18 protein-coding genes and 3 pseudogenes are annotated in these 20,587 nt (G+C 68.1%); 10 read left to right on the plus strand and 11 right to left on the minus strand.

Annotation, left to right across the window (positions count from 1 at the left end; all coding sequences use genetic code 11):
* Positions 1-3,305: caspase family protein (locus ACFU5O_RS32015; RefSeq protein WP_384245840.1), on the minus strand; the 3,305-nt coding region annotated here is incomplete at its 3' end.
* Positions 3,302-4,171 (minus strand): hypothetical protein, encoded by an 870-nt coding sequence (locus tag ACFU5O_RS32020; protein ID WP_384245762.1) that lies wholly within the window; start codon positions 4,169-4,171, stop codon positions 3,302-3,304. The genes ACFU5O_RS32015 and ACFU5O_RS32020, both read right to left, overlap by 4 nt.
* Positions 4,172-4,738: 567 nt before the next feature.
* Here ACFU5O_RS32020 and ACFU5O_RS32025 point away from each other — a divergent pair.
* Complete coding sequence (locus ACFU5O_RS32025; protein WP_384245764.1) at positions 4,739-5,158, plus strand: hypothetical protein; 420 nt, start codon at positions 4,739-4,741, stop codon at positions 5,156-5,158.
* A 364-nt stretch (positions 5,159-5,522) separates the two neighbouring features.
* A complete protein-coding gene (locus ACFU5O_RS32030; protein ID WP_384245765.1) occupies positions 5,523-7,058 on the plus strand; it encodes a hypothetical protein in 1,536 nt (511 codons plus the stop codon).
* A 315-nt stretch (positions 7,059-7,373) separates the two neighbouring features.
* Here the strand turns inward: ACFU5O_RS32030 and ACFU5O_RS32035 are convergent.
* Together ACFU5O_RS32035 and ACFU5O_RS32040 are read right to left on the minus strand one after the other, a co-directional pair.
* Positions 7,374-7,820, minus strand: a pseudogene (locus ACFU5O_RS32035) (N-6 DNA methylase); the annotation flags it as partial.
* 3 nt (positions 7,821-7,823) lie between these two features.
* On the minus strand, positions 7,824-8,309 hold the full coding sequence (locus tag ACFU5O_RS32040; RefSeq protein WP_384245766.1) for a hypothetical protein: 486 nt from the start codon (positions 8,307-8,309) through the stop codon (positions 7,824-7,826).
* Positions 8,310-8,448: 139 nt separating this feature from the next.
* Here ACFU5O_RS32040 and ACFU5O_RS32045 point away from each other — a divergent pair, with 139 nt between their 5' ends.
* A complete protein-coding gene (locus ACFU5O_RS32045; protein ID WP_384245768.1) occupies positions 8,449-9,462 on the plus strand; it encodes a hypothetical protein in 1,014 nt (337 codons plus the stop codon).
* The gene (istB, locus tag ACFU5O_RS32050) at positions 9,459-10,256 is read left to right on the plus strand and encodes an IS21-like element helper ATPase IstB (protein ID WP_019891874.1); all 798 of its coding nucleotides are present in this window, start codon (positions 9,459-9,461) and stop codon (positions 10,254-10,256) included. Before ACFU5O_RS32045 ends, istB begins: the two co-directional genes overlap by 4 nt.
* Before the next feature lie 54 nt (positions 10,257-10,310).
* Here the strand turns inward: istB and ACFU5O_RS32055 are convergent, their stop codons facing one another.
* Both ACFU5O_RS32055 and ACFU5O_RS32060 read right to left on the minus strand, forming a co-directional pair.
* The gene (locus ACFU5O_RS32055; RefSeq protein WP_384245769.1) at positions 10,311-10,676 is read right to left on the minus strand and encodes a DUF4440 domain-containing protein; all 366 of its coding nucleotides are present in this window, start codon (positions 10,674-10,676) and stop codon (positions 10,311-10,313) included.
* 109 nt (positions 10,677-10,785) lie between these two features.
* Positions 10,786-11,055 carry a hypothetical protein gene (locus ACFU5O_RS32060; protein WP_384245770.1) on the minus strand — a complete coding sequence of 90 codons (270 nt, stop codon included), beginning with the start codon at positions 11,053-11,055 and terminating at the stop codon, positions 10,786-10,788.
* Positions 11,056-11,200: 145 nt separating this feature from the next.
* On the opposite strand from ACFU5O_RS32060, the gene ACFU5O_RS32065 reads away from it, so the two are divergent.
* The 5 genes and pseudogenes from ACFU5O_RS32065 (at position 11,201) to ACFU5O_RS32085 (ending at position 14,524) form a co-directional block, all read left to right on the plus strand.
* Entirely contained in the window at positions 11,201-11,440 is a 240-nt protein-coding gene (locus ACFU5O_RS32065) for a recombinase family protein (RefSeq protein ID WP_384245771.1), read from the plus strand.
* A complete protein-coding gene (locus ACFU5O_RS32070) occupies positions 11,374-12,783 on the plus strand; it encodes an excisionase family DNA-binding protein (RefSeq protein ID WP_384245773.1) in 1,410 nt (469 codons plus the stop codon). Before ACFU5O_RS32065 ends, ACFU5O_RS32070 begins: the two co-directional genes overlap by 67 nt.
* A 16-nt stretch (positions 12,784-12,799) precedes the next feature.
* Positions 12,800-13,723, plus strand: a complete 924-nt coding sequence (locus ACFU5O_RS32075; protein WP_384245841.1) for a reverse transcriptase domain-containing protein — start codon at positions 12,800-12,802, stop codon at positions 13,721-13,723.
* Between the two features lie 215 nt (positions 13,724-13,938).
* A pseudogene (locus tag ACFU5O_RS32080) lies at positions 13,939-14,040 on the plus strand (AAA family ATPase); the annotation flags it as partial.
* A gap of 100 nt (positions 14,041-14,140) precedes the next feature.
* Entirely contained in the window at positions 14,141-14,524 is a 384-nt protein-coding gene (locus ACFU5O_RS32085) for a barstar family protein (protein ID WP_384245774.1), read from the plus strand.
* A gap of 13 nt (positions 14,525-14,537) precedes the next feature.
* On the opposite strand, the gene ACFU5O_RS32090 is transcribed toward ACFU5O_RS32085, so the two are convergent.
* The 3 genes from ACFU5O_RS32090 to ACFU5O_RS32100 all read right to left on the minus strand — a co-directional run bounded on the left by ACFU5O_RS32090 (position 14,538) and on the right by ACFU5O_RS32100 (position 17,347).
* Positions 14,538-15,455 (minus strand): tyrosine-type recombinase/integrase, encoded by a 918-nt coding sequence (locus ACFU5O_RS32090; protein WP_384245775.1) that lies wholly within the window; start codon positions 15,453-15,455, stop codon positions 14,538-14,540.
* Between the two features lie 720 nt (positions 15,456-16,175).
* Positions 16,176-16,490 carry a helix-turn-helix domain-containing protein gene (locus ACFU5O_RS32095; protein WP_384245777.1) on the minus strand — a complete coding sequence of 105 codons (315 nt, stop codon included), beginning with the start codon at positions 16,488-16,490 and terminating at the stop codon, positions 16,176-16,178.
* Positions 16,487-17,347 (minus strand): tyrosine-type recombinase/integrase, encoded by an 861-nt coding sequence (locus tag ACFU5O_RS32100; RefSeq protein WP_384245778.1) that lies wholly within the window; start codon positions 17,345-17,347, stop codon positions 16,487-16,489. The genes ACFU5O_RS32095 and ACFU5O_RS32100 overlap by 4 nt, the downstream gene beginning before the upstream one ends.
* A 349-nt stretch (positions 17,348-17,696) precedes the next feature.
* Between ACFU5O_RS32100 and ACFU5O_RS32105 the strand changes: the two are divergent.
* A pseudogene (locus ACFU5O_RS32105) lies at positions 17,697-17,846 on the plus strand (ATP-binding protein); the annotation flags it as partial.
* A gap of 29 nt (positions 17,847-17,875) precedes the next feature.
* Here the strand turns inward: ACFU5O_RS32105 and ACFU5O_RS32110 are convergent.
* Complete coding sequence (locus ACFU5O_RS32110) at positions 17,876-18,166, minus strand: hypothetical protein (RefSeq protein ID WP_384245780.1); 291 nt, start codon at positions 18,164-18,166, stop codon at positions 17,876-17,878.
* A 595-nt stretch (positions 18,167-18,761) separates the two neighbouring features.
* Positions 18,762-20,321 (minus strand): AMP-binding protein, encoded by a 1,560-nt coding sequence (locus ACFU5O_RS32115; RefSeq protein ID WP_384245781.1) that lies wholly within the window; start codon positions 20,319-20,321, stop codon positions 18,762-18,764.
* Between the last annotated feature and the right edge of the window lie 266 nt (positions 20,322-20,587).

Raw genomic sequence — 20,587 nt, forward strand, 5'->3', positions numbered from 1 at the left:
GTTCCGTCCAGGGTCGTGCACGCCACGGCGGGCACCGGGCCGGTGTGGCCGGTGAGGGGCTGGCCGAGTGGGGTGCCGGAGACCAGATCCCACACCCGCACTGTCCTGTCGTCGCTGCCGGTCACCGCGACCGGGGTGCCGTCCAGGGTCGTGCACGCCACGGCGGGCACCGGGCCGGTGTGGCCGGTGAGGGGCTGGCCGATCGGGGCGCCGGAGACCAGATCCCACACCCGCACTGTCCTGTCGTCGCTGCCGGTCACCGCGACCGGGGTGCCGTCCAGGGTCGTGCAGGCGACCGCGGGCACCGGGCCGGTGTGGCCGGTGAGGGGCTGGCCGATCGGGGCGCCGGAGACCAGATCCCACACCCGCACTGTCCTGTCGTAGCTGCCGGTCACCGCGACCGGGGTGCCGTCCAGGGTCGTGCAGGCGACCGCGGACACCACGCCGATGTGGCCGGTGAGGGGCTGGCCGATCGGGGCGCCGGAAGCCAGATCCCACACCCGCACTGTCCTGTTCCTGTCGTAGCTGCCGGTCACCGCGACCGGGGCCCCGTCCAGCGTCGTGCACGCCACCGCGCGCACCCCGCCGGTGTGGCCGGTGAGTGGCTGGCCGAGTGGGGTGCCGGAGACCAGATCCCACACCCGCACCGTCCCGTCGTAGCTGCCGGTCACCGCGACCGGGGTTCCTTCCAGGGTCGTGCACGCCACCGCGGACACCACGCCGGTGTGGCCGGTGAGTGGCTGGCCGAGTGGGGTGCCGGAAGCCAGATCCCACACCCGCACCGTCCCGTCGTAGCTGCCGGTCACCGCGACCGGGGCGCCGTCCAGGGTCGTGCACGCCACCGCTGACAGCAGGCCGGTATGGCCGGTCAGGGTGTCGCGCAGGGCTGGGGAGAAGTCGCTTCCAGTGGCCCATTGTGGGACCCAGTTGTCCTGGGGGATGTGGCGGGTGAGTTGCTGGTGCTGGGTGGTGGCGCCTGCTCGTGTGGCGTCGAGGGCGAGGACTTGTCGGCGTCTGGCTGTGGGGGCTGTGGCGTGGAGGCCGAGGGAGGTGCGGTAGACGGCTGCGGCGAGCCGGCCGTCTTCGGTGTGGGTGTGGTGCAGATGGGGGGTGAGGCCGCGGGGGACGGCGTGGACGAGGTACTCGGTGTCGTTGAGGACTTCGTCGAGGCGCCGGGCCGTCGTGGCGTGGGTGGCGAGGTAGTTGAGGGTGTATGGGTGGGCGCGGGACCAGTCTCGGGTGGCGTCGCCGCGGTAAGGCACCTTGTCGGTGAGGACGTCGGTGAAGGCCGCGTGCACCGCCTGTGGGTCGGTGTCCTCGCGCAGGTGCTCGGCGAGGGCGTGGTGGTAGAGCCGGTATGCGGAGCGGCCGTTCTCGGTGGCTTCCACGACATAGGAGCCGGCCCTGTGGCGCAGCCACAGCAGGTCGTCGTCGGTGTAGGTGCGGCCGGAGATTGCGGAGGCGAGCGGTGCCCAGATGTCTTCCCAGGGCAGGCCTTGGCCTTCGGCGAAGGCCAGTGGGCGCAGCAGGTCTGCGGCACGTTGTGCGTCGGTGCCGAGGCGGCGGGTGAGGTCGTCGCGCATGGCTTGTCCGGGCAGGCGGGGCAGGCTCTTTCGCCAGGCACGGTCGTGCGGGTCGGGGACGACGTGGTCGGCTGCTGCCAGGGTGCCGGCGGTGATCCGGGCGACGAGGAACGACGTGCCGGCCGCGGTGGCGACCGCTCGTGCGACCGGCCGGAGAGCCTCGGGGTTGTGCCGGTAAGGGGAGGTGCGGCGGGCTTCGAGGAGGTTGCGGATGGTGTAGGCGCGCAGGGCCTCGCGGTCGGCGTAGCGGGGGGAGTCGAGGTTGATGACCTCGTCGCGGTCGGCCGCCGTGTGGGGGGCGATGCCGAGGCGGTCCAGGAGGTGGGGGCGGGTGCCCAGGAGTAGCCGGATACGGCCGCGGGAGTGGTCGATCAGTGGTCGCAGGATCCGCGAGCAGAGACTGTCTGGCGTAGCGGCCTCGTCGAGTGCGTCGATGAGCGCTGTGAACGGCCGCCGGAGCTGCCGGTTCTCACTGCGGGCTTCGAGGGCTTCGAGGAGTTCGCCGACGGTGTCGGCGCGCACGTGTGCGGCGGCGGCCAGTCCCTGCAGCAGATCGCTGTCGGTGAGGTTCTGGGCGTAGATGGCGACGTCGACGGCGTCTTCGTCCGGCAGCAAAGCCGGGGCGAGGTTGAGGGCGTCCACGGGGACGGTGCGGCGGCGTTCGGGGTGTGCCAGGGCGGCGATCAGGCCGAGCACGGCGGTCTTGCCGGAGCCGGGCCCTGCGGTGACCACTCGCCAGGCCGCCTTCGTGTCGGTGCCGGGATTCCCCAGCCAGTGTGTCAGGTCGGCCAGGACTTTGTGACGTCCGCAGAACCACCATCCCTGTGAGGCGTCGCCGTGGTAGCCCATGGCGCGCACCAGCAGGCGCGTGGTGAGTTCGGTATCGCGGCGGCGGGCCTGTTCGTCGAACTCGGCGGCCTGCTGGATGGCCAGGTCCACATCCGTCAGCCGGGTGCTGTGGCGCGGATTGGCCAGGAACGCGGGCGGCTCACCCGTCAGCCCGACTTGGGCCAGGCTGATGTGCTGGTAGCCGGGCCGGGAGGGGTTGTTGTTCATCTGCTGGACCACGCTGGAGACCGACAGCTCCTGGGGGCCGTGCCCGGCGGTGGCCCAGCTGCCGATGGCGTCGTTGAGGAGCTGCGGGAAGAGGCCGGCTTTTGCTTGCTGGTGGGGCTGGGCGGAGGAGACGATCACCAGGCCGGAGCCGGTGGCCTGCCTCCACTGGCGGTTGATGCGTTCCAATGCGGCCGCGGCCATCTCGTTGCCGCCCTGGCTGGAGTAGCAGGTGTCGAGTATGAGCAGCAGACGGCGCAGTTTGGTGTCACGAAGCATCGCCCGCGCCAGCTCCACGGTCGGCAGCGCCGTGTAGGCGATATCTTCCGGGTCGGTGTCGGACGTGTACAGGACGTGGTCGCGGTCGTCCTCGAGGACTTCCCCGTGCCCGGAGATGTAGACGGCCAGCAGATCGTCCTCGCGGCGGTCCGGCGACTTGCAGAAGGCCCGTAACTGGTCGGTCATCTGTGCGCGGGTCGGGTCCAGGCCGAGCGCCGTCTGGTGCCGGTAGCCCAGCTCGCGCGTGAACAGGTCAATGATGCGGTCGCGGGCGTCGACCAGTGCGGGCCGGTCCCACTTTGGGTGCTTGGGGTAGTGGGCGACGGCCGTGGCGATCAGGAACCGGCGCGGCCCACCTCCGCCCGCACCGCCGGCACGTGGAGCGCTCACGCCAGGCCCCCGGCGATCGCCTTCCCGAACAGGGCATCGGTCAGGTACGCGGTCGCATCGTGAGCGTGGGAACCGTTGTGCACCCGCACCGAACGCAGACGGTCACCGAATGCCGGGCGGAGATCCTTCACCAGGGCCACGACATCACCGTCGTCGGCGACGTTCGTCCACACCAGCTCATCTGTTCCCGGCCACACGCCCCGCACGTCGCCTCCCATCCCCAGCGGCGCCGGCTCCAGCCGGTGAAGGATCAGGTTCGGGATTCCCAAGGGGGAGCCGAAGCTGACCAGAGCCCGCACCTGGTGTCCAGGCCGGGCGCACAGCGCCTCATACGCGACCACCGAGCCCAGAGAGTGGGCCACCACCACCCGGGTCTCCTCACCGATCGCCTCAAGCACCCGCTCACGCGCCCGAGCCCGCAGATCCCGCTCGGTGAGGTAGCGGTGAACCTGCTTCAGGTCGAACACCATCCCCCGCAGCGCAACCCCAGCGAAGAACCGCGACCCCGACAGCGCCCGAAGCGCAGCCTGTACCGACCGCGGCGTCGCCGCGAGCGTATCGGCGTCTGGGGGCACCACCTGCGGATCGCTCTCAGCGGCCGCCCGCCACCACGCCAGCAGCAACTCCTGCTCGAAACCCTCCTCAACGTCGGCGGCGCTGTAGGGGGGATCTCCCACGGCCAGAAACTCCCCGGCCGGCCGGAACAGGTCCCCGTAGAACGCCATCGCCACATCCGCCTCCGCGACAGCTCCCGCGGATCCAGCCCGGCGCAGCCCGTCGGTCAGGGCAGGCCGCCACTCCTTTAAGAGGGAGTCCTCCCCGAGCAGCTGCTTGCCGATCCCGTGAACCCCCACCACACGCGCCACCGCACACCCCCGCACTCGCCCTGCCTGTGGGCAGCACTTTAGAGGTCGCAATACATCGGATGAGGGCAAACGCAGCGATGGTTGCCGGACTCACCGGTCGGCCCAGCATGTAGACCTCCAGCCATTCCGTCACTCACGCCCGGACTTTTCGCCGCGTGCCCTTCCCGAGCTGAGGGACGACTTTTCCATGCCTTGCGACATGGCCTGCCTGGCCCTGCAGAGGAAGCCTCGCCCCCAGGTCCACGCCGACCTCCGCCGCCTTTGCTCGTGCACGCGGCCCGGGCCGGTCCCACCGGCCGCGTCCGGCCGTCGCCTGCCGACCTCGCCGAACCGGCCGGGGCGCCCGCCCGGGCTCACCCTGCCCCCCATGGAGGCCGGGCCAACGCCCATCACGTGCCGACACCCCAGCCCAGGACGGGCCCGGCTGCAGGATGCCCAACCGGAGTGGATGCCGATCGCCGGCACTTCGGCCCGCGGGTGTTGCGGGTCTAACGCCCGCTCCGGCCAGCGTGCCCACATCCCGGGCGCGACCCGTGCCCCCAACCGAACTGGAAGGGAGCGGAACCCATGCCGCATGCCTCCAAGACGACCGCCCTCCTGACGCTCCTCGCCATGCTCCTGCACATCCTGCCTCTCCTGGCCCTCACCACAGCAGCCGCGCTCAGCCCCGAGGACAAAGACCACCCGCTCACGGCCCTCCTGTGGGGCCGGACGCCCGCCCACCGCCGCCCCCGCAACAACGCCTTCGCGGGACTGTGCGCCGCCGGCACGATGCTGCTCCTGGCAGCGGCCGCAGTGAACACCGCCCAGGCGGCCCGGAGTGGCTGGACGGCGCTCTTCACTGCCCTGGGGCTCGCCGAAGGAGCATGCGCCTACGCATGGTTCCACCTCACCAACGCCCGCCTCCGCAGGGACGGCGGCGAGCCATCGAGCACCGATCCGGTATCCGGGCCCTGCCACGGTGACGGGGACATCCCGACCGCGTAAGCACCGGTTCATTACCGCGCGCAGCCGGTCCCGCCTCGCCGACACCGGCTGAGCGGGTCACCCTTTCGCGGGGGCCGCCGGTCCGGGCTTGTTGCGCAGCCCACCCTCCCCATCCGCATCCGAGGGGCGGGCGTTGGCATGGCACCGAGACAACCCCGCGGCCCCCGGCCGGACAGGGAGGCTTTCGCGAACCGGACGAGCCCGCGTGAGTACTTCCGCGGACTCCAACAGTCAGGGCGTACAGACAGCCAACGATCACCGCATGCGTCACTCCTTGGCCAAAATCTCCCAGTGCCCGCTCTCCTCACTGACCGCTCGGCCAAAAGCTGCGACTGATGTTCGTGCCCCATGACAGGCTGTCGGCGTGATCATGCAGCCCCCACACGACGCGGCCGACTTCGCCTTCAGCCCGACCGACGCCCTGGACATACCCGTCGTGGTACGCGACTTCAGCTCGCTGCGGCGGCCCTCCGAAGCTCTGTGGAGGGGTGCCACCCAGCCGTGGCCGGGGGTGGCTGACATGCCTTCGTACGGGACCTACCTGGCGACCACGACCTGGCGGCAGGTCCTCCTCGCGGCCAAGGGCGTCGGGCGCGACCTGACCCCGTGGCTGCGCCGCACCCCCTGGCTCGCCGTCAACGAGCTCATCTCCCGTACCGCCCCCCTCCAGGCCTACCTCCAGCTCAAGGACGTGTCCGCACCCGCGCCCGCGGCCGGCCGCAGGCTCTTCGTGAACGCCCTCTACCAGTACGGCAGTGAGCGCAGCGCCCACTCCGCCTTCGGCTACCACTTGGGCATGACGATGGCGCACTGGCTCTGCGCCGGGATGGCCGGCCTGGGAAGCACCTGGCATCTCGAAGCCCGAGGTCCGGGCGGCCTGCCCGGCTTCACCGACCCGGCTGCCAAGCTGCCCGACCTGTGGGGCAACCACCACGCCGCCGGCCTGCCCTGGCTGATCGAGGCGAAGGCAGCCCGTGCACTCGGCGCCGGCGTGCTGAAGAACGGGAGAATCCAGCTGGACGGTGGCAGCGCCCTCATGCCCGGCATGGCACACCGGCAGGTTCTCTGCGGCACGTCGCTGCCCGGCAATAATCCCGGCAAGTGGGAGCAGGACCACCTGTTCCTGGCCCTGCATACGGCCCACCCCCACGGCGGGCCGCAGACCGGCGCCTCCCCGGCCGGCAGTCCGCAAGGCGACGCGGAGGATTACGTCGCCGATGACCCCGAGGCCCTGATGGCCGTCACCCGGCAGCAGCTCCTGACGTACCAGGCCTTGGCCTTCGGGGCCGTGGAGCAGCGGCGCGTCGTCCCGATGCGCCGTGACCGTACGGATCGCGGGCGTCACCGCACCGGTTCCCTGACACTGCTGGAACACGACGAATCCACCACCGGCCTGCGCCGTCGGCTGCGCGCACAGCAGGTGGACACCGAGGGGAGCCTGGCGTCGCACACGGACGCCACCGCGTTCATCGCCGCCCGCATCCCCGGCACCGGCATCCACCTCGGTCTCTCCCGCCGCCTCTACGCGGCGTGTGCGGCCCTGTACCTCCAGCAGACTGACATGCCCGACACCGTGGCCTTCGCCGACGGCCCCCGCCTGAACGACCCCGGCTTCGGTCAGGACCAGGAGGAAGACGAGGCCCGTGAGCAGTACGCGCGTCGGGCTCGCCAAGCCCACTACGAGCAGGAGCAGCGGTATCGGACGCGCGTTCGTGAGGCGGTGAGCACGGCCTTCCGGCTGGCTGAGGAACACCCGGAGGACAGCTGGCTCACGGGCCCACTTCCCGTACGCGTGGACGACCCCGACAAGCCGCTGCTCCTCGAAGCCGCGACGGCAGAGAGTTACCTGGCCCTCGAGCCGACCGACCCCGTCCTCTCCACGGCGGGCCGCACCGCCTGAGCTTGTTCGTCGTCTACCAGGATCTGTCAGGCCTGCCGATGGCCTCTGAGGGCTCGGGGGCGTTTGCTGGTCTGGCCGACGTCGTAGCGGGTGGTGGGCCGTTGGCTTCCAGGCTGGCCGCGCCCGCCGCAGCAGCATGGGCGAAGAGTGTCGAACATAGCCTTGGTCTCGGTGGATCTGGACCGCGACGGCAAGCACCCCGACACAGCGAGCCACGCCTTCCGCGAGTTTCAGCAGAGCATCTTTGCGACGGGCCACGGTCGTGGCGATGCCGTACTGCCGGGCCAGTGCCGCCACGTGGTACGGGTAGGTCCACTCGGCCAGCCCCGCTCCGCAGCGGCCGGTGTAGCCCAACTCCTCTGCCTCGTGTTTCACTTCGTCGCGCGCTCGCCGCCACTCCACGTCCCACGGTGGGTTTGACAGCAGGTAGTCGAACGTCTCGCCTCGATGCCTGTCGTTGCTGAGGACGTCGCCGGACAGGATGCCCGTCGGATCCGCGCCTCTCATCGTGAGTGCGGAACGGGCCATTGCACGACTCTCCGGGTTGATCTCCTGGCCGAAGATCGTCACCTCGGGGGAGGGCCAGGCCGCAGGAAGTCCTCGACGGCGGTAAACATGCCTTCGGTGCCGCAGCACGGGTCGTGGACGGCGATCGGCGGCCCCGCCCGGTAGGGACAGGTCGCCCGGGAGCAGATCTTCGACGGGCTCCTCAGCCGACTCGACGGAGAGGCTTCCTGAGGAGCAGTTGGCCTCCTTCGTCATGGCCTAGTCAGGCGCCGCGTCCAGGTCCTTGCGCATCAGGTCGCGCACAGTCTGGAAGTTCCGCTCAAGCTCCATGCGCGCAGAATGTGCCGTGGCTTCGGTGGGCACTCTGCCTGCGGCGTAGTGATCGCGGAGGTGGCGCATCGAGCGGAACGCTGCATACGCGGCGGCCTCCACGGCTGGCGGCGCTACGAGCCGCAGGCGCTCAAGAGCGGTGTGAACTCCTGAGGATCGGAATGCCTCTCGAACCACGGAGTCCATTGATGCGTCACCCGAATGATCGCCGAGGCTGACAGCTCGGATGGCTTCCCCGGCCTCGTTCATGGCTGTCATGAACTCCGTATACGCCTCCCGGCGAACTTCGAGTGCCCTGCTGGACAAGTCCCGGCGCCAGCGGTTGCGGTCCGCGATGAGCGTGGCCGCGATGCCGATCGCGGCGCCGATGGAGGTCGACAACGCTGAGCTCCAGTCCATGCGAATCAGCGTCACACCAACCGCCGGCACTTGTCAGCCGGGCGCAGAAATGGTTTCTGACAGACCCTCAACGTCGCGGACAGCTTGACAACGAGACCCGCATATTATAGGCGTCCCGCGGGGTCGGGTCCGTTACGACAACCTCAAGGCCGCCGTGGCCCAGGTGCTCGGCCTGAGCCGAGCACGGGTGGAAACCGACCGGTGGATCGCCTTCCGCTCCCATTTCGGCATCGAGAGCTTCTACTGCCGCCCGGGCATCGACGGCGCCCACGAGAAGGGCGGGGTCGAGGGGCAGATCGGCTACTTCCGCCGCAACCACTTCACTCCGGTGCCGGAGGTTTCCTCGCTGGCGGAGCTGAACGAGATGGTCGAGCAGTGGGACCTGCACGACGGCCGGCGCCGGATCGGATCGCGGCCGCGGACCATCGATGAGTACTTCGCCGTCGAACAGCCGCTGCTGATGCCGCTGCCGGAGGAGCCGTTCGAGACCGGCCGGGTGTTCACCCCCAGGGTCGACCGCTACAGCCAGATCACGGTCCGCACCAACCGCTACTCGGTGCCCGTCCGACTGATCGGCAAACGCGTCCGTGTCGTCCTGCACGCATCCCACCTGGTGGTTTACGACCAGAACGTGGAAGTCGCCCGGCATGAACGACTGATCGCCAAGGCCAGCTGCCGTCTGGAGCTCGACCACTACCTCGAAGCCCTGATCCGCAAGCCCGGTGCCTTCCCCGGCGCCACCGCACTTGAACAGGCCCGCTCGGCGGGCAAGTTCACTCCGGTCCATGACGCCTGGTGGGCTCAGGCCCGCAAGGTCCACGGCGAGCGGGACGGCACCCGGGCCCTGATCGAGGTGCTGCTGCTGGCCCGGCACATCCCGCACGAGCACCTGGTCGCCGGGCTGGCCACCGCCCTGCGGGCCGGGGCCCTGACCTCGGATGCAGTCGCTCTGGAGGCCCGCAAAGCCGCCCAGGCCGAAGACGAACCGCCCGTCGCCGCCCTGCCCGCCGGCACCTCCGGGTCGGCGACGGTGACGTTCCTGCACGAGTGGCGCCTTGCCCACCTTCCGCCGGACACCAGGCCGCTGCCCTCGGTGACCCCATATGACCAGTTACTCCGACGCCGTCGCGCCAGCGGCGGCACCAGCCGAGAGGGAGAAGCCCAGTGACCCTGCCCCGCCAGCGAGGCTTGACCGAGCAGGCCGCCGACGCAGCCATCGACACCGCCTGCCGCATGCTGCGGCTGCCGTCGATCCGCAACGAGTTCCCCGACATCGCCGACCGGGCGGTCAAGGACCAGATGACCTACCGCGGCTTCCTCGCCGAGCTGCTGATGACCGAGTGCGACGACCGGGCCCGTCGACGCTCCGAGCGCAGGATCAAGGCGGCCGGCTTCCCCAGGGAGAAGTCGCTGCGGACCTTCGACTTCGACGCCAACCCCAACATCGACCCGGCCACCATCCACACCCTCGCCTCCTGCGAGTGGATCAAGAAGGGACAGCCGCTCTGCCTGATCGGCGACTCCGGCACCGGCAAGTCCCACATGCTCATCGCCCTGGGCACCGAGGCCGCGATGAAGGGCTATCGCGTCCGCTACACGCTCGCTACGAAGCTGGTCAACGAGCTGGTCGAGGCCGCGGACGAGAAGCAGCTGAACAAGACGATCGCCCGCTACGGTCGCGTAGACCTGCTTTGCATCGACGAACTCGGCTACATGGAGCTCGACCGGCACGGCGCCGAACTGCTGTTCCAGGTCCTGACCGAGCGCGAGGAGAAGAACAGCGTCGCCATCGCCTCCAACGAGTCTTTCGGCGGCTGGACGAAAACCTTCACCGATCCCCGCCTCTGCGCGGCCATCGTCGACCGTCTCACCTTCAACGGCACGATCATCGAGACCGGCACCGACTCCTACCGCCTCGCCAGCACCCGCGCGCGAGCGGAAGCGCCGGCCACGGCCAGCTGAAGCACCCGATTCGGCTGGGCAACCGCCGCCCTCGCGGGCGGCGGTCCCACTCACTCAACTGGTCAAAGTGGCCTGGTGGAAATACATCCGCCAGCCCGTCTCCGTCAGGCGCCACACAGAACTCCGCCATGCCCGGCGGCCCTGGTTGTCGGTGAAGTACGTCAGATGAACGATGCCCGGAGCGAGGACGACTCCGGCCATCTCACTGACCTTGACCGGAGACTCCGGAGACACCGAGCCGCCGCTCGTCACCGTGAGGATCGACTCCACGTCCCACCGGCGCCCAGAAGCCCCGAACTCGATGAACTCCGGATCCAGAAGCTCCAGGACGCGGGCCGGGGAAGCACGCACCTCGGGATCGAGAAGCCGCATCTCCCCATCGATGGCCGCCTGCACAGCCCGCTCACTCTCATCTGTCATGCGCAAACCCTACGGACGCTGCTTGCCAAGGCACAGTGAATTGATCACTCGCCGCGACAACGGCACGGCGCTGCCGTCAAAACTCGCGAACATCTCTCGGCGGGAGCGATCACCAACTGCCACCGAATCTCATGCACAAGTGCTGCCGCCAAACGTGAACGAAGCCAATCACCGGTTTGAACGGTTCGATCACCTGCCGATGACAGCCCTTGCGCGACGGCCCCTTCGGTGGCACCACCGGCGGCGGGGCCTCGACGTACTTCTTCACCGTCCGCCAGTTCAGCCCGGTTTCCCGGGCGATCGCGGAGATGCTCAGCCCTGCTTCGTGCAGGGCGCGAAAACGGCGTAGATCCATCCAACGCTCCGAGTGCAGGATCATCGAGACGGGACACCCTTCGCCTCCTCTCACCTCGCGCGATGGCTGTCCCGCACCGAATGGACCTACTCACGACATGCGTGCGACACGCCCAAGATCAACCCGATCGAGTGTGTACATGAGCCTGTACCTGCCTCTGTAGATCAGCTTGTACGCCGACAGGTGGGGCAACCTCACCCACGCGAGGGTGCTGGGCGTGCTGGGCAACCCCTGCTACGCGGGCACCTACGTCTACGGCCGGTACGCGACCCGGCGGCGGGTCGAGCCGGACGGCACGATCCGCACCGGAGTACGCCTCCTTCCCGTAATCAGTGGCCCATCGTGCTGCACGACCACCACGAGGGCTACCTCACCTGGGCCGAGTTCGTCGATATCGAGGCGAGGCTGAAGGCCAACTGCACACACGACGGCGCCCGGCCGCCGCGAGAGGGCCTGGCCCTGTGTCAGGGGATCATCGCCTGCGGTTCCTGCGGACGGTCGATGACCACCCGCTACCACCGCGGCGGCAGGGCCGCCTACGAGTGCTCCGCCTCCCGGGCGGACCATCAGGCCACCGCGACCTGCCGGTCAATCACCGCCGGCACCGTCGATGACGCGGTCGTCTCCCGGCTGCTGGCCGCGCTCACCCCCGAGCAGATCACTCTCGCGCTGGCCGCCGCGGACGAGGTCACCGCCCGCCACACCCACTCCCACCGGGCCGCCGAGCTCGCGGTGGAGCGAGCCCGCTACGACGCGGACCGCGCGGAGCGTGCCTTCACCGCGGTCGAACCGGAGAACCGGCTGGTCGCCCGCACGCTGGAAGCCCGCTGGGAGGCCAGGCTGACAGCCCTGGCCGAGGCCGAGACCGCCCTGACCGCCGCCCGGGAAACGCGGCCGCCACTGCCCGACCGGGCCGGCCTGCAGGCCTTGGCCGCCGATCTCCCCCGTCTCTGGGACGCACCAGAAACCCAGGACAAGGACAGAAAACGCCTGCTCAGGACGCTGATCGCGGATGTGACTCTGCTGCCCGAGCTCGACCGGACCCGGGCCAGGATCGGCATCCGCTGGCACACTGGTGCCACCGACGAGGCCACCCTGGACCGACACGACGCCCCGCGCACCCCGACCGCCGCCGTCGAGCTGATCACCCGGCTCGGCCCGCTGCTGACCGACGACGCTCTGGTCGTCGAACTTGCCGCGGCCGGCCTGCACACCGGCAAGGGACGCCCGTTCGACGTCAAGGCCGTGCGCTGGGCCCGTCATGCCTACAAAATCCGGGCCCCCCGCACGGTCCCGCTCCGCGAGGGCGAGATCACTGTCGAGGAGGTCGCCCGGATCCTGCAGGTCACGGCAGGGGCCGTCTACTACTGGATCACACACGGCCGGCTACCCGCACGCAAGGACCACAGCGGACGCTGGTGCGTGCCCTGGGACCAGACCATTGAGGCCGACTGCCGCGACCGGATCGCCCGGTCAGGACATCTCAACCCCACCGGTCCAGGCGCCCGCCCGCTCCCAGGGCAGACAGACAGCGAAATCAGCGTCCAGGAGGCAGCCGCGCGACTGGCCGTCCCCGCTGACACCGTCTACTACTGGATCCGCACCCGGCGTCTCGGTGCCCACCGCACCGAGACGGGCCGCGTCAGCATCCCATGGAACGACGAGGTCGAAGCCGCATGCCACCAACTCATCACCCGAACCAAGAACTTCCCACCCACAACCCGAACCACCACAGCAGGAGGGGCAGTATGAAGCCACCACGCCGACCCTGCGGGACCGCGTCGCGCAGACGGCCCTCAAGCTGGTCCTGGAGCCGATTTTCGAGGCCGATTTCTACCCGTCCAGTTACGGGTATCGGCCCGGTCGTCGGGCCCAGGATGCCATCGCCGAGATCCACCGTTTCACCCGCAAGCCGTCGACCTACGACTGGGTCATCGAGGGCGACATCAAGGCTTGCTTCGACAACGTCGACCATCACGTCCTGATGGACCTGGTGGCCGAGCGCATCAAGGACCGCAAGGTCCTGCGGCTGGTCAGCGCGTTTCTTCGGGCCGGAGTTGTCGAACTGCACGGTGGATTCGCGGAGACCCTCACGGGCACTCCGCAAGGAGGAGTCGCCTCCCCGCTACTGGCCAACATCTATCTCTCCGTTCTGGACCGGCATTTCTCGCGGATCTGGAACACCGAGATGAATCCCGGAGCACGTCGGCAGGCCCGACGCCGCAAGGGGCTGCCGAACTACCGACTGGTGCGATACGCCGACGACTTCGTCGTGCTGGTGCACGGCACCAGGTCCGAGGCCGAAACGCTCAAGGCGGAGATCGGTGAACTGCTGCCCCGCAGGCTGAAGATGACCCTCTCGGTCGAGAAGACCCACGTCACCCACATCGACGACGGCTTCGTCTTCCTGGGCTTTCACATCCAGCGAAGGCCCTGGTGCGACGGTCGTCGCGTCGTGCTCACCATTCCGTCCAAGCCCGCCTTGGCGTCGGTGATGCACAAGATCAAGAAACTGACGGGGCGAAGTACGACGTCGCTCTCGTTGGAGGAGGTGCTGCGGTCGGTGAACCCGGTTCTTCGGGGCTGGGCTGCCTATTTCCGCTACGGCGCATCGAAGAGAACGTTCTCCTACCTCGGCTGGTACGCGTGGTGGAGGCTGCTTCTCTGGATCCGCTACAAGCACCCCACCTGACCTGGAAACAGTTGCGGCGCCGCTACTACGGGGCTGACCGCATCACCGAGGGCGGAGTCGTCCTCTACAACCCGGCGAAGATGAAGGTCCAGCGATACACGTTTCGTGGAGCGCAGATCAGCACGCCCTACAACATCGACGAGGTCGATCCCGACGGAGCACGCTTCCGCCGGACGAACCACGAAACGGTGCACGGCGTCCCGCCCCCGACCCAACACATGGAACTCGACCGCCGCGGCGCCGAACTCCTCTTCCAGGTCCTGACCGAACGCGAGGAGAAGAACAGCGTCGCCATCGCCTCGAACGAGACCTTCTCCAAAGCGCACATGTTCCGGCGAACCCGTACGAGGTACCGCCTGAACAGCACGGGTTCAAAACGGATAGGCAGGCCGCCAGGCCGGACGTAATCTGCGGGCTGTGACGGTGAGATACGTGTTGGACGGCAGCCAGGTCAAGACGCTGGAGGACTTCTGGCGGGTCGCTGGCGCGAGCATCGGCTGCGGCGGTTACTTCGGCCGGAACCTTGATGCCTTCGCTGACTGCCTCCGCGGCGGCTTCGGGACACCGGACGACGGCGACTTCATGATCGAGTGGCGTGATCACGAAGCCTCCCGCCAGCATCTGGGATACCCGGAGACTGCTCGGCAGCTCGAGATGTGGCTCGCCCGCTGTCATCCGACGAACAAGGCACGCATGGCCGCCAGGCTGGCGGAAGCCCGCGCTGGACGTGGCCCGACCGCCTTCGACTGGCTGGTCGAGATCATTGAAGAAGAACTGCCAGGGGGCCTGCGCCTTCGTTAGCCAGGCGGACTGGTCACCGAGTCGGCAGACGGCCCTCGTCGATGTGGTCGGCGAGATAGATCAGGGTGGCCTGAGGGTCCATGCCGAAGGCGGCGGCGACGAGCTTGGGGTCCATTGTGTTCACCATGTCGACAAGGCGGGTGCTGCGGATCATCCGGGGCGGGAAGCCGCAGTCGTCGAGGACGTGGGAGAGGTATGCAGTGGAGGCCGGGCTTCGCCCGGCCTTTGTTCCTTTGGTGACCACGACGTGGGGGTTCTCGGTCCGCCATGCCTGGCGATGGTCCAGGCAGCGTTGCAGCACCGTCCATGAGGCGGGATCGAGCGGGACAGGATGGGGTCGCTTGCCGAGTCGGACCGTTTGGGCCCGCTGGTCCACGTCGTTGACCTGCAACATTCGGGCCTCTGAGCTGGAGGCGCCATGCAGCAGAGCGAGCATCCCCACGACTGCCTCGTGGGGATGGACCTCCTCGTCGGTCGTCCAGCGGCGGAAGAGATAGCGCTGCTGGTCGAGGGTGAGGGTCCTGCCGCGGAAGCCCTTGGAGCTCTTGGAGGTCATGTTCCGGGTCGGATCGATCAGCACGATGTGCTGGGTCCGGGCGAAGCGGAAGAACTGGCCCAGTACGATCAGCCGGCGCTTGCGTGCTTTGGGCAAGGTGGCGAGGAACGCTTCGACGTCGTGAACATCGGCGAGGGCCCAGTCGTTCTTGTTCTGCTGGTTGATCAGGAAGAGGGCCAGGTCACGCAGGATGGTCAGGGCTGTTTCCAAGGTGTGGTTACTGCGGGGGCGGGTGCCGGCCCGCTGGGCCCGCTGCTGGGCCCGCATGCGGGAGGCATCGAAGGCGATCACGGCCTGCTTCAGCGGGTCGGGGACCGCGTCGATGCGGCGTCTGCGTCGACCGGCCGCGAGTCGTTCGGCCTGGTCAGTGGGCAAAGCCAGGCCATGGAGGGTGGAAAAGTCCTCAAGTACACGGGCGAAGGAGCCCATCGACCGCCCCGGTCTGCCGGACCGCTCCAGCAGGGCCTGCGGCGAATCGGAGTGCTCGTCTTCCAGTAGTCGACCCAAGTCGGTGACCAAGCCACAGGCCCTGGAGACGCAGTGGGTGCCCGCAACATGGGCGATGAAGGCATCGAGCCACTCCGGCGGGTCGGCGAGTTGGTCACGGAGGTGTTCACCGCGGATGAAGGGGCGGCCGGGATGCTTTTGCCAACATGCTGAGCACAGCCCGAGCCCGGCATGCCGTCGCACCCGGCCGCACTCGCGACAGGTCCGCGGCGGCTGATTGTCCTGGCGGGGCCGGGAACAGTGACCGCACCAGCCGGTGTCTTCGCGCAGATAGCCGGGCCTGCCGCAGCGCGGACAGACCTGCTGGGCCGCGACCTGCTCGGCTTTGCGGCGGCAGTCCCGGCAAAGTCGGGTGTCGGCCGAGCGGACTGGATGGCCGCATTCTTCGCAGACGCGGGAGCACGTGACGCACCGGCCAGTGTCCTGCTGCAGCACGCGGTCCTTGCCACAGGCCGGGCATATCGCCTTGGCCGCCTGTTCCTCGATCCGGCGCCGACACCGGCAACAGTGCAGGCGGTCGAGAAATTCGACCGGAGCCCCGCAGGTGACGCAGTCTCGTTGCTTCTTGCCCATCTCGCTCTCCACTGATCACAGCGGCGGCATCGACCGGCCCCGTCCGGAGGCCGCCTGCGGAAGGTCGGCGACCGGCCGGGGTGGAGCGATGGGTCGCTCAACGGGGGTGGTGTCGACCTCGATCAGGTCGTTGGGGGTGCACTCAAGCGCGGTGCACAACGCGGCCAGCGTGGTCATCTTCATCTGCGATGGCTCCTTGGTGAACAGCGCGGACACCGACGCCGAGGACAGCTCCAGGCCAGCCTTCTCGACCAGGAGCCGCCGCAGTTCCGTCCCAGTCCATACCTCTCGCTGGGCGGCGGCCATTCGCAACCGCCATCGGATCTTCATGCCGTGGTGTCCTTCCCGGTCAGCTCGGCCAGGGTGCTGGCGACCGCCCGCTGACAGGCGTCCTCGATGAACGTCGCGGAAGGACGGACATATCGCATGGTCGAGCTGACCGTCCAATGGCCGAGCATTTGCTGGATCGCCACCAGGTCGACGCCGCGTTCATAGTTGTGGGTCGCGCAGGCCCGCCGCAGAGCATGCGGGCTGAACCGCTCGCCGGCCGGCCGCCCCTCCAGTTGCATGAGATACGGCAGCCGGTTGCGGATCGTTCCGCGATGCAGAGGCCCGCCGGACTCGTCGGCGAACAGCACTGGCGAACTGGGGAACTTGGGACGTACGTCTTCCAGAAACCACCGGAGCACGAGGTCGAGGCCGTCGAGCATGGGAACCCAACGAGGGCGGGGTCCGGAGGTGTGGGCGCCCTTACCGAAGCGGACGTGAAGCTTGCCGAATGGGCCACGGGCGAAGTGCGCGTCCGGCTTCTCCAGCAGCGAGGCTTCTTCCGAGCGGAGCCCGGCGTGGTACAGCGTCCGGAACATCGCATAGTCCCGGGCGGCGGGTCCGTACTTCCGGGTGGTGGCAATCCTCTGTTTCATGAAGTCGAAGAACTCGGCCACCCTTTCCGGTGTCGGCGGTGGCAGCAGAACCGGGGAGTCGTCGCCGACATGCCGGGAAGCGTTGAACTCGTCGACCGGGCAGACCAGCCTGACGCCGAACACGGCTTCGATCTCGGCCGCCTTGCGGGCCTGCAGGAACCGGTGAAAGCCCTTGAAGATCTGCACGTACTCGCGCCGGGTCGAGGTCTTACGGCCCTGGACCGCGAGGTCACCAACGACGCGGTCGATGTCCTCGGGCGTCACGTCCCACGCGGGCCGGCCGAGCGCCGTGAGGGTCCGCTCCAACAGCCCGATGTCGTTGTCAATGGTCACCGGGCTGAACCCACGGGCCCTCCACGAAGCGACGAATGCGTCGACACACGCCGCCTGGAACTGCCACGGATCCGTCGTCAGCGGGGCCTGGGGGACGGCCCCGCCCGCGATGACCTGCAGTCTCGCCTCGGCCACCGGCACACCTTCCTCGCACCTGAACGGTCAAGGCAGCACCTTGAAAGTCAGGCTGCTACCGCGAGAACCAACGAGGGCCTCAGAAGAGGGATACGGCCAGGTGGCAGCGGCAACCCCTGTGAGGGAACAAGTGCCAGCCCCAGATGGCTGGACCAAGACCTTTACCGACCCCAGGCTTTGCGCGGCGATCGTCGACCGCCTCACCTTCGGCGGCAACATCATCGAGACCGGCACCGATTCCTACCGCCTCGCCACCACCCGAGCCCGCGCCGAACAACAGCTGGCCACGAACTGACCTGGGCGCACGAGGCTTCGTGAGCATCCTCAGCGCTCACGGATCCTTGACCACCACCAGCCGCCCACCGTGAAGGCGTTCACCGGCCCAGGGTTCGGCAGAGTGCGACGCTCGAACTCATCGTCGATACGAGCAATCAGCCGGCCGAGATCGTGCCGGGCACCGCGAGGGAGGTGAAGCATGACCTCTTCCAGATCATCGCGGGCATACTCCACCTCCAGCCCGGGCTGCCAGACCTGGGATGCGTTCAGATAACGGCCAGGTTGCCTGAACGCCCACTCGAAACGGGCGAGCGCGTCAGCAACTGCGCCAGGCCACATCCGCTCATCCTCGACGCGGCGGACAGCTGCACGAGTCCTCGCGGAAACGCCCCGGATCCGCCGAACTACAACGTGTCTGCGAGGCCGCCACCGCTCAGCACGGACGGCCTTCGGGCGCCTACGCGGCATCGCCCTTTCTGATCAACATGTCGTCATCCTGCCACGAACGGAGCTGACCCCGCACGCACGATCGAGCCCCGCCGCTCGGGGGTGCTTCTACTTCTCACCGACAGTCACGTGCTCATCGGGCAACGCGTGATGCCGAAACCCACCAACAAGTGCTCTCGCCTGAAACCTACGCAGCCAGGCGAGCGGCCAGGGGTAACGCCCGCCGGAAACGGCGGAACCCCGCCCCTGGCCGACTCGTACAACTCCTCGCACCACATCAGGGACGCCACCTTCGCCGAGGACGCCTCCACCGTCCACGCCGGGACCGCACCACGGGCCATGGCGACCCTCCGCAACTCGCCATCGGCGTGCTGAAACCCTCGGAGCCGACAGCATCGCCAAGACCACCCGGGCGATCCGCGACGAGCCCCAGCGAGCACTCCCCATCCTGGGCATCACCAACAACCTGGACACCTACGGAACTTGATCAAGCCCTGTGTTTCGCCGGGCCAGACAATTCCTCCGCCCACTTCCGTAGGGCATGCCGGTCGACTTTGCGGTTGCGGTTCAGCGGAAAACTGTCCAGGTACACGTACCGGCGGGGCAGGATGCTGTCCGGTAGCACGGCACGTACGCCGTTTGTCAGATCCGATTCCGGTACCTTGTCGCCGGTGTAGAAGACAACGAGTTCCGTTCCGTGGCTCACGGACCTGGTTACGGTGACCGCGCCGCTGACCCCGTCGCATCCGCGTACCGCGTGGTCCACTTCAGCCAGCTCGACGCGCCAGCCGTGGATCTTCACCTGCGAGTCCAAGCGCCCCACGAAGAAGAGTTCACCGTTGTGGTCCGCGCGTACTCGGTCACCCGTGCGGTACCAGCGCCGGTCGTCGAAGTTCACGAACCGGCCTTCTTCGTCGGCCGGATCCAGATATCCGAGTGCCAGCTGTGGACCGGTCACCCACAACTCGCCCTCCACCGAAGACTCGTCCCCTTGCTCGGTCACCAGGCGGAAGCCGTGTCCGTCATGCACCTTCCCGATGGGTACAGTGCCGTTGACGCTGTGTTTCTCCGACTCCTCGCCCAGCCAGTGATGCCAGGAGATGGCGACCGTGAGCTCGGTCGGCCCGTACAGGTTCTCGATCCTCGCTTTCGGCGCGGCCGCCTGCCAGTCCGCCGCATCCTCGCATCGAAGCGCCTCGCCTCCGAAAAATGACCACCTCAGGCCGTCGAGTGCCCCTTTCTCGAGCCCTCCCATCTCCCGGGTCATCCAGATTCCACTCGGAGTGGAATACCATATGGTGATGTCGTGCTCGCTAAGGAATGCGGGCAGATCTCGATATGCCGATGGGGGCACGTGTTGCACCGTGGCACCGGCACGCCATGCGGAGAACACCACATGGATGCCGCAGTCGAAATTCAGATCGAAGGTCTGGGAGATCACGTCGTCCGGACCGAAATCGGTCCGCCGGTCAAGCAGGTCGAAGTAGTGCGTGAAACCTCCATGGGATATGGGAACTCCTTTCGGGGTTCCCGTCGAACCCGACGTGAACAAAATATATGCCGGATCTGAGGGTGCGACTCGAACCGGCGTCGAAGGAACTGCATGCGATGTCCCGGTGACATTGTTACGAGTGTCAATGATTCGGACCGCCGTTTCCTCATTCAGGATTTCCGGCAGGACCGCCATTCCATGTTCATCGGCGATCACCGTCTTCACCCCGGCCAGCATGAGCATCCGTCGGGTGAGCAAGGGAGGGAAGCTCGGCTGCAGCGGAACGACGGTGCCGCCGGCATAGAGCACGGCCAGCAAGCCGATATAGGAGGTCGTGCTCTTGCTTGCCAGCACTCCTACCGCACCGGGTGCCCCGTCCGCCATGAGCGACCCCGCCCAGCGTAAGGCCGTGTCGTGCGCCTGCCGATAGGTGACGACGTCCGAGTCGATCCGCACGGCGGGACGATCCGGTGACAGTTCCAGCCCGCGCAAGAATCGCTCGGTCAGTGTGAGAGCCATAAACTTGCCGCCCTTATCCCTTGGCTGCGAATTCATCCCTAGGATGATCGTTAGATTACTCGCGGAGGCGGCGGACGGTACTGCCATCCGTCAGGTGCGTCGGCCAGGGAGGCCGCCTCGCGGCAGAGGTGTACCGGAGCTTTTGGAGGACGCGTTCTCGACCGAGATCCCCCGTTCCCACCAGGTGCTTCGCGTGCGTGTCTGCCGTCCTCGGCCGACCGGTCCACCGCACCTTGCCGCCCCTCGTCTGCCGGCGCCGGCCCGGAGGGGGCCCACGAACCCAAGGGCTTGACGGAGTGGGC

The organism is Streptomyces sp. NPDC057445, assembly GCF_042802855.1.
Lineage (GTDB): Bacteria > Actinomycetota > Actinomycetes > Streptomycetales > Streptomycetaceae > Streptomyces.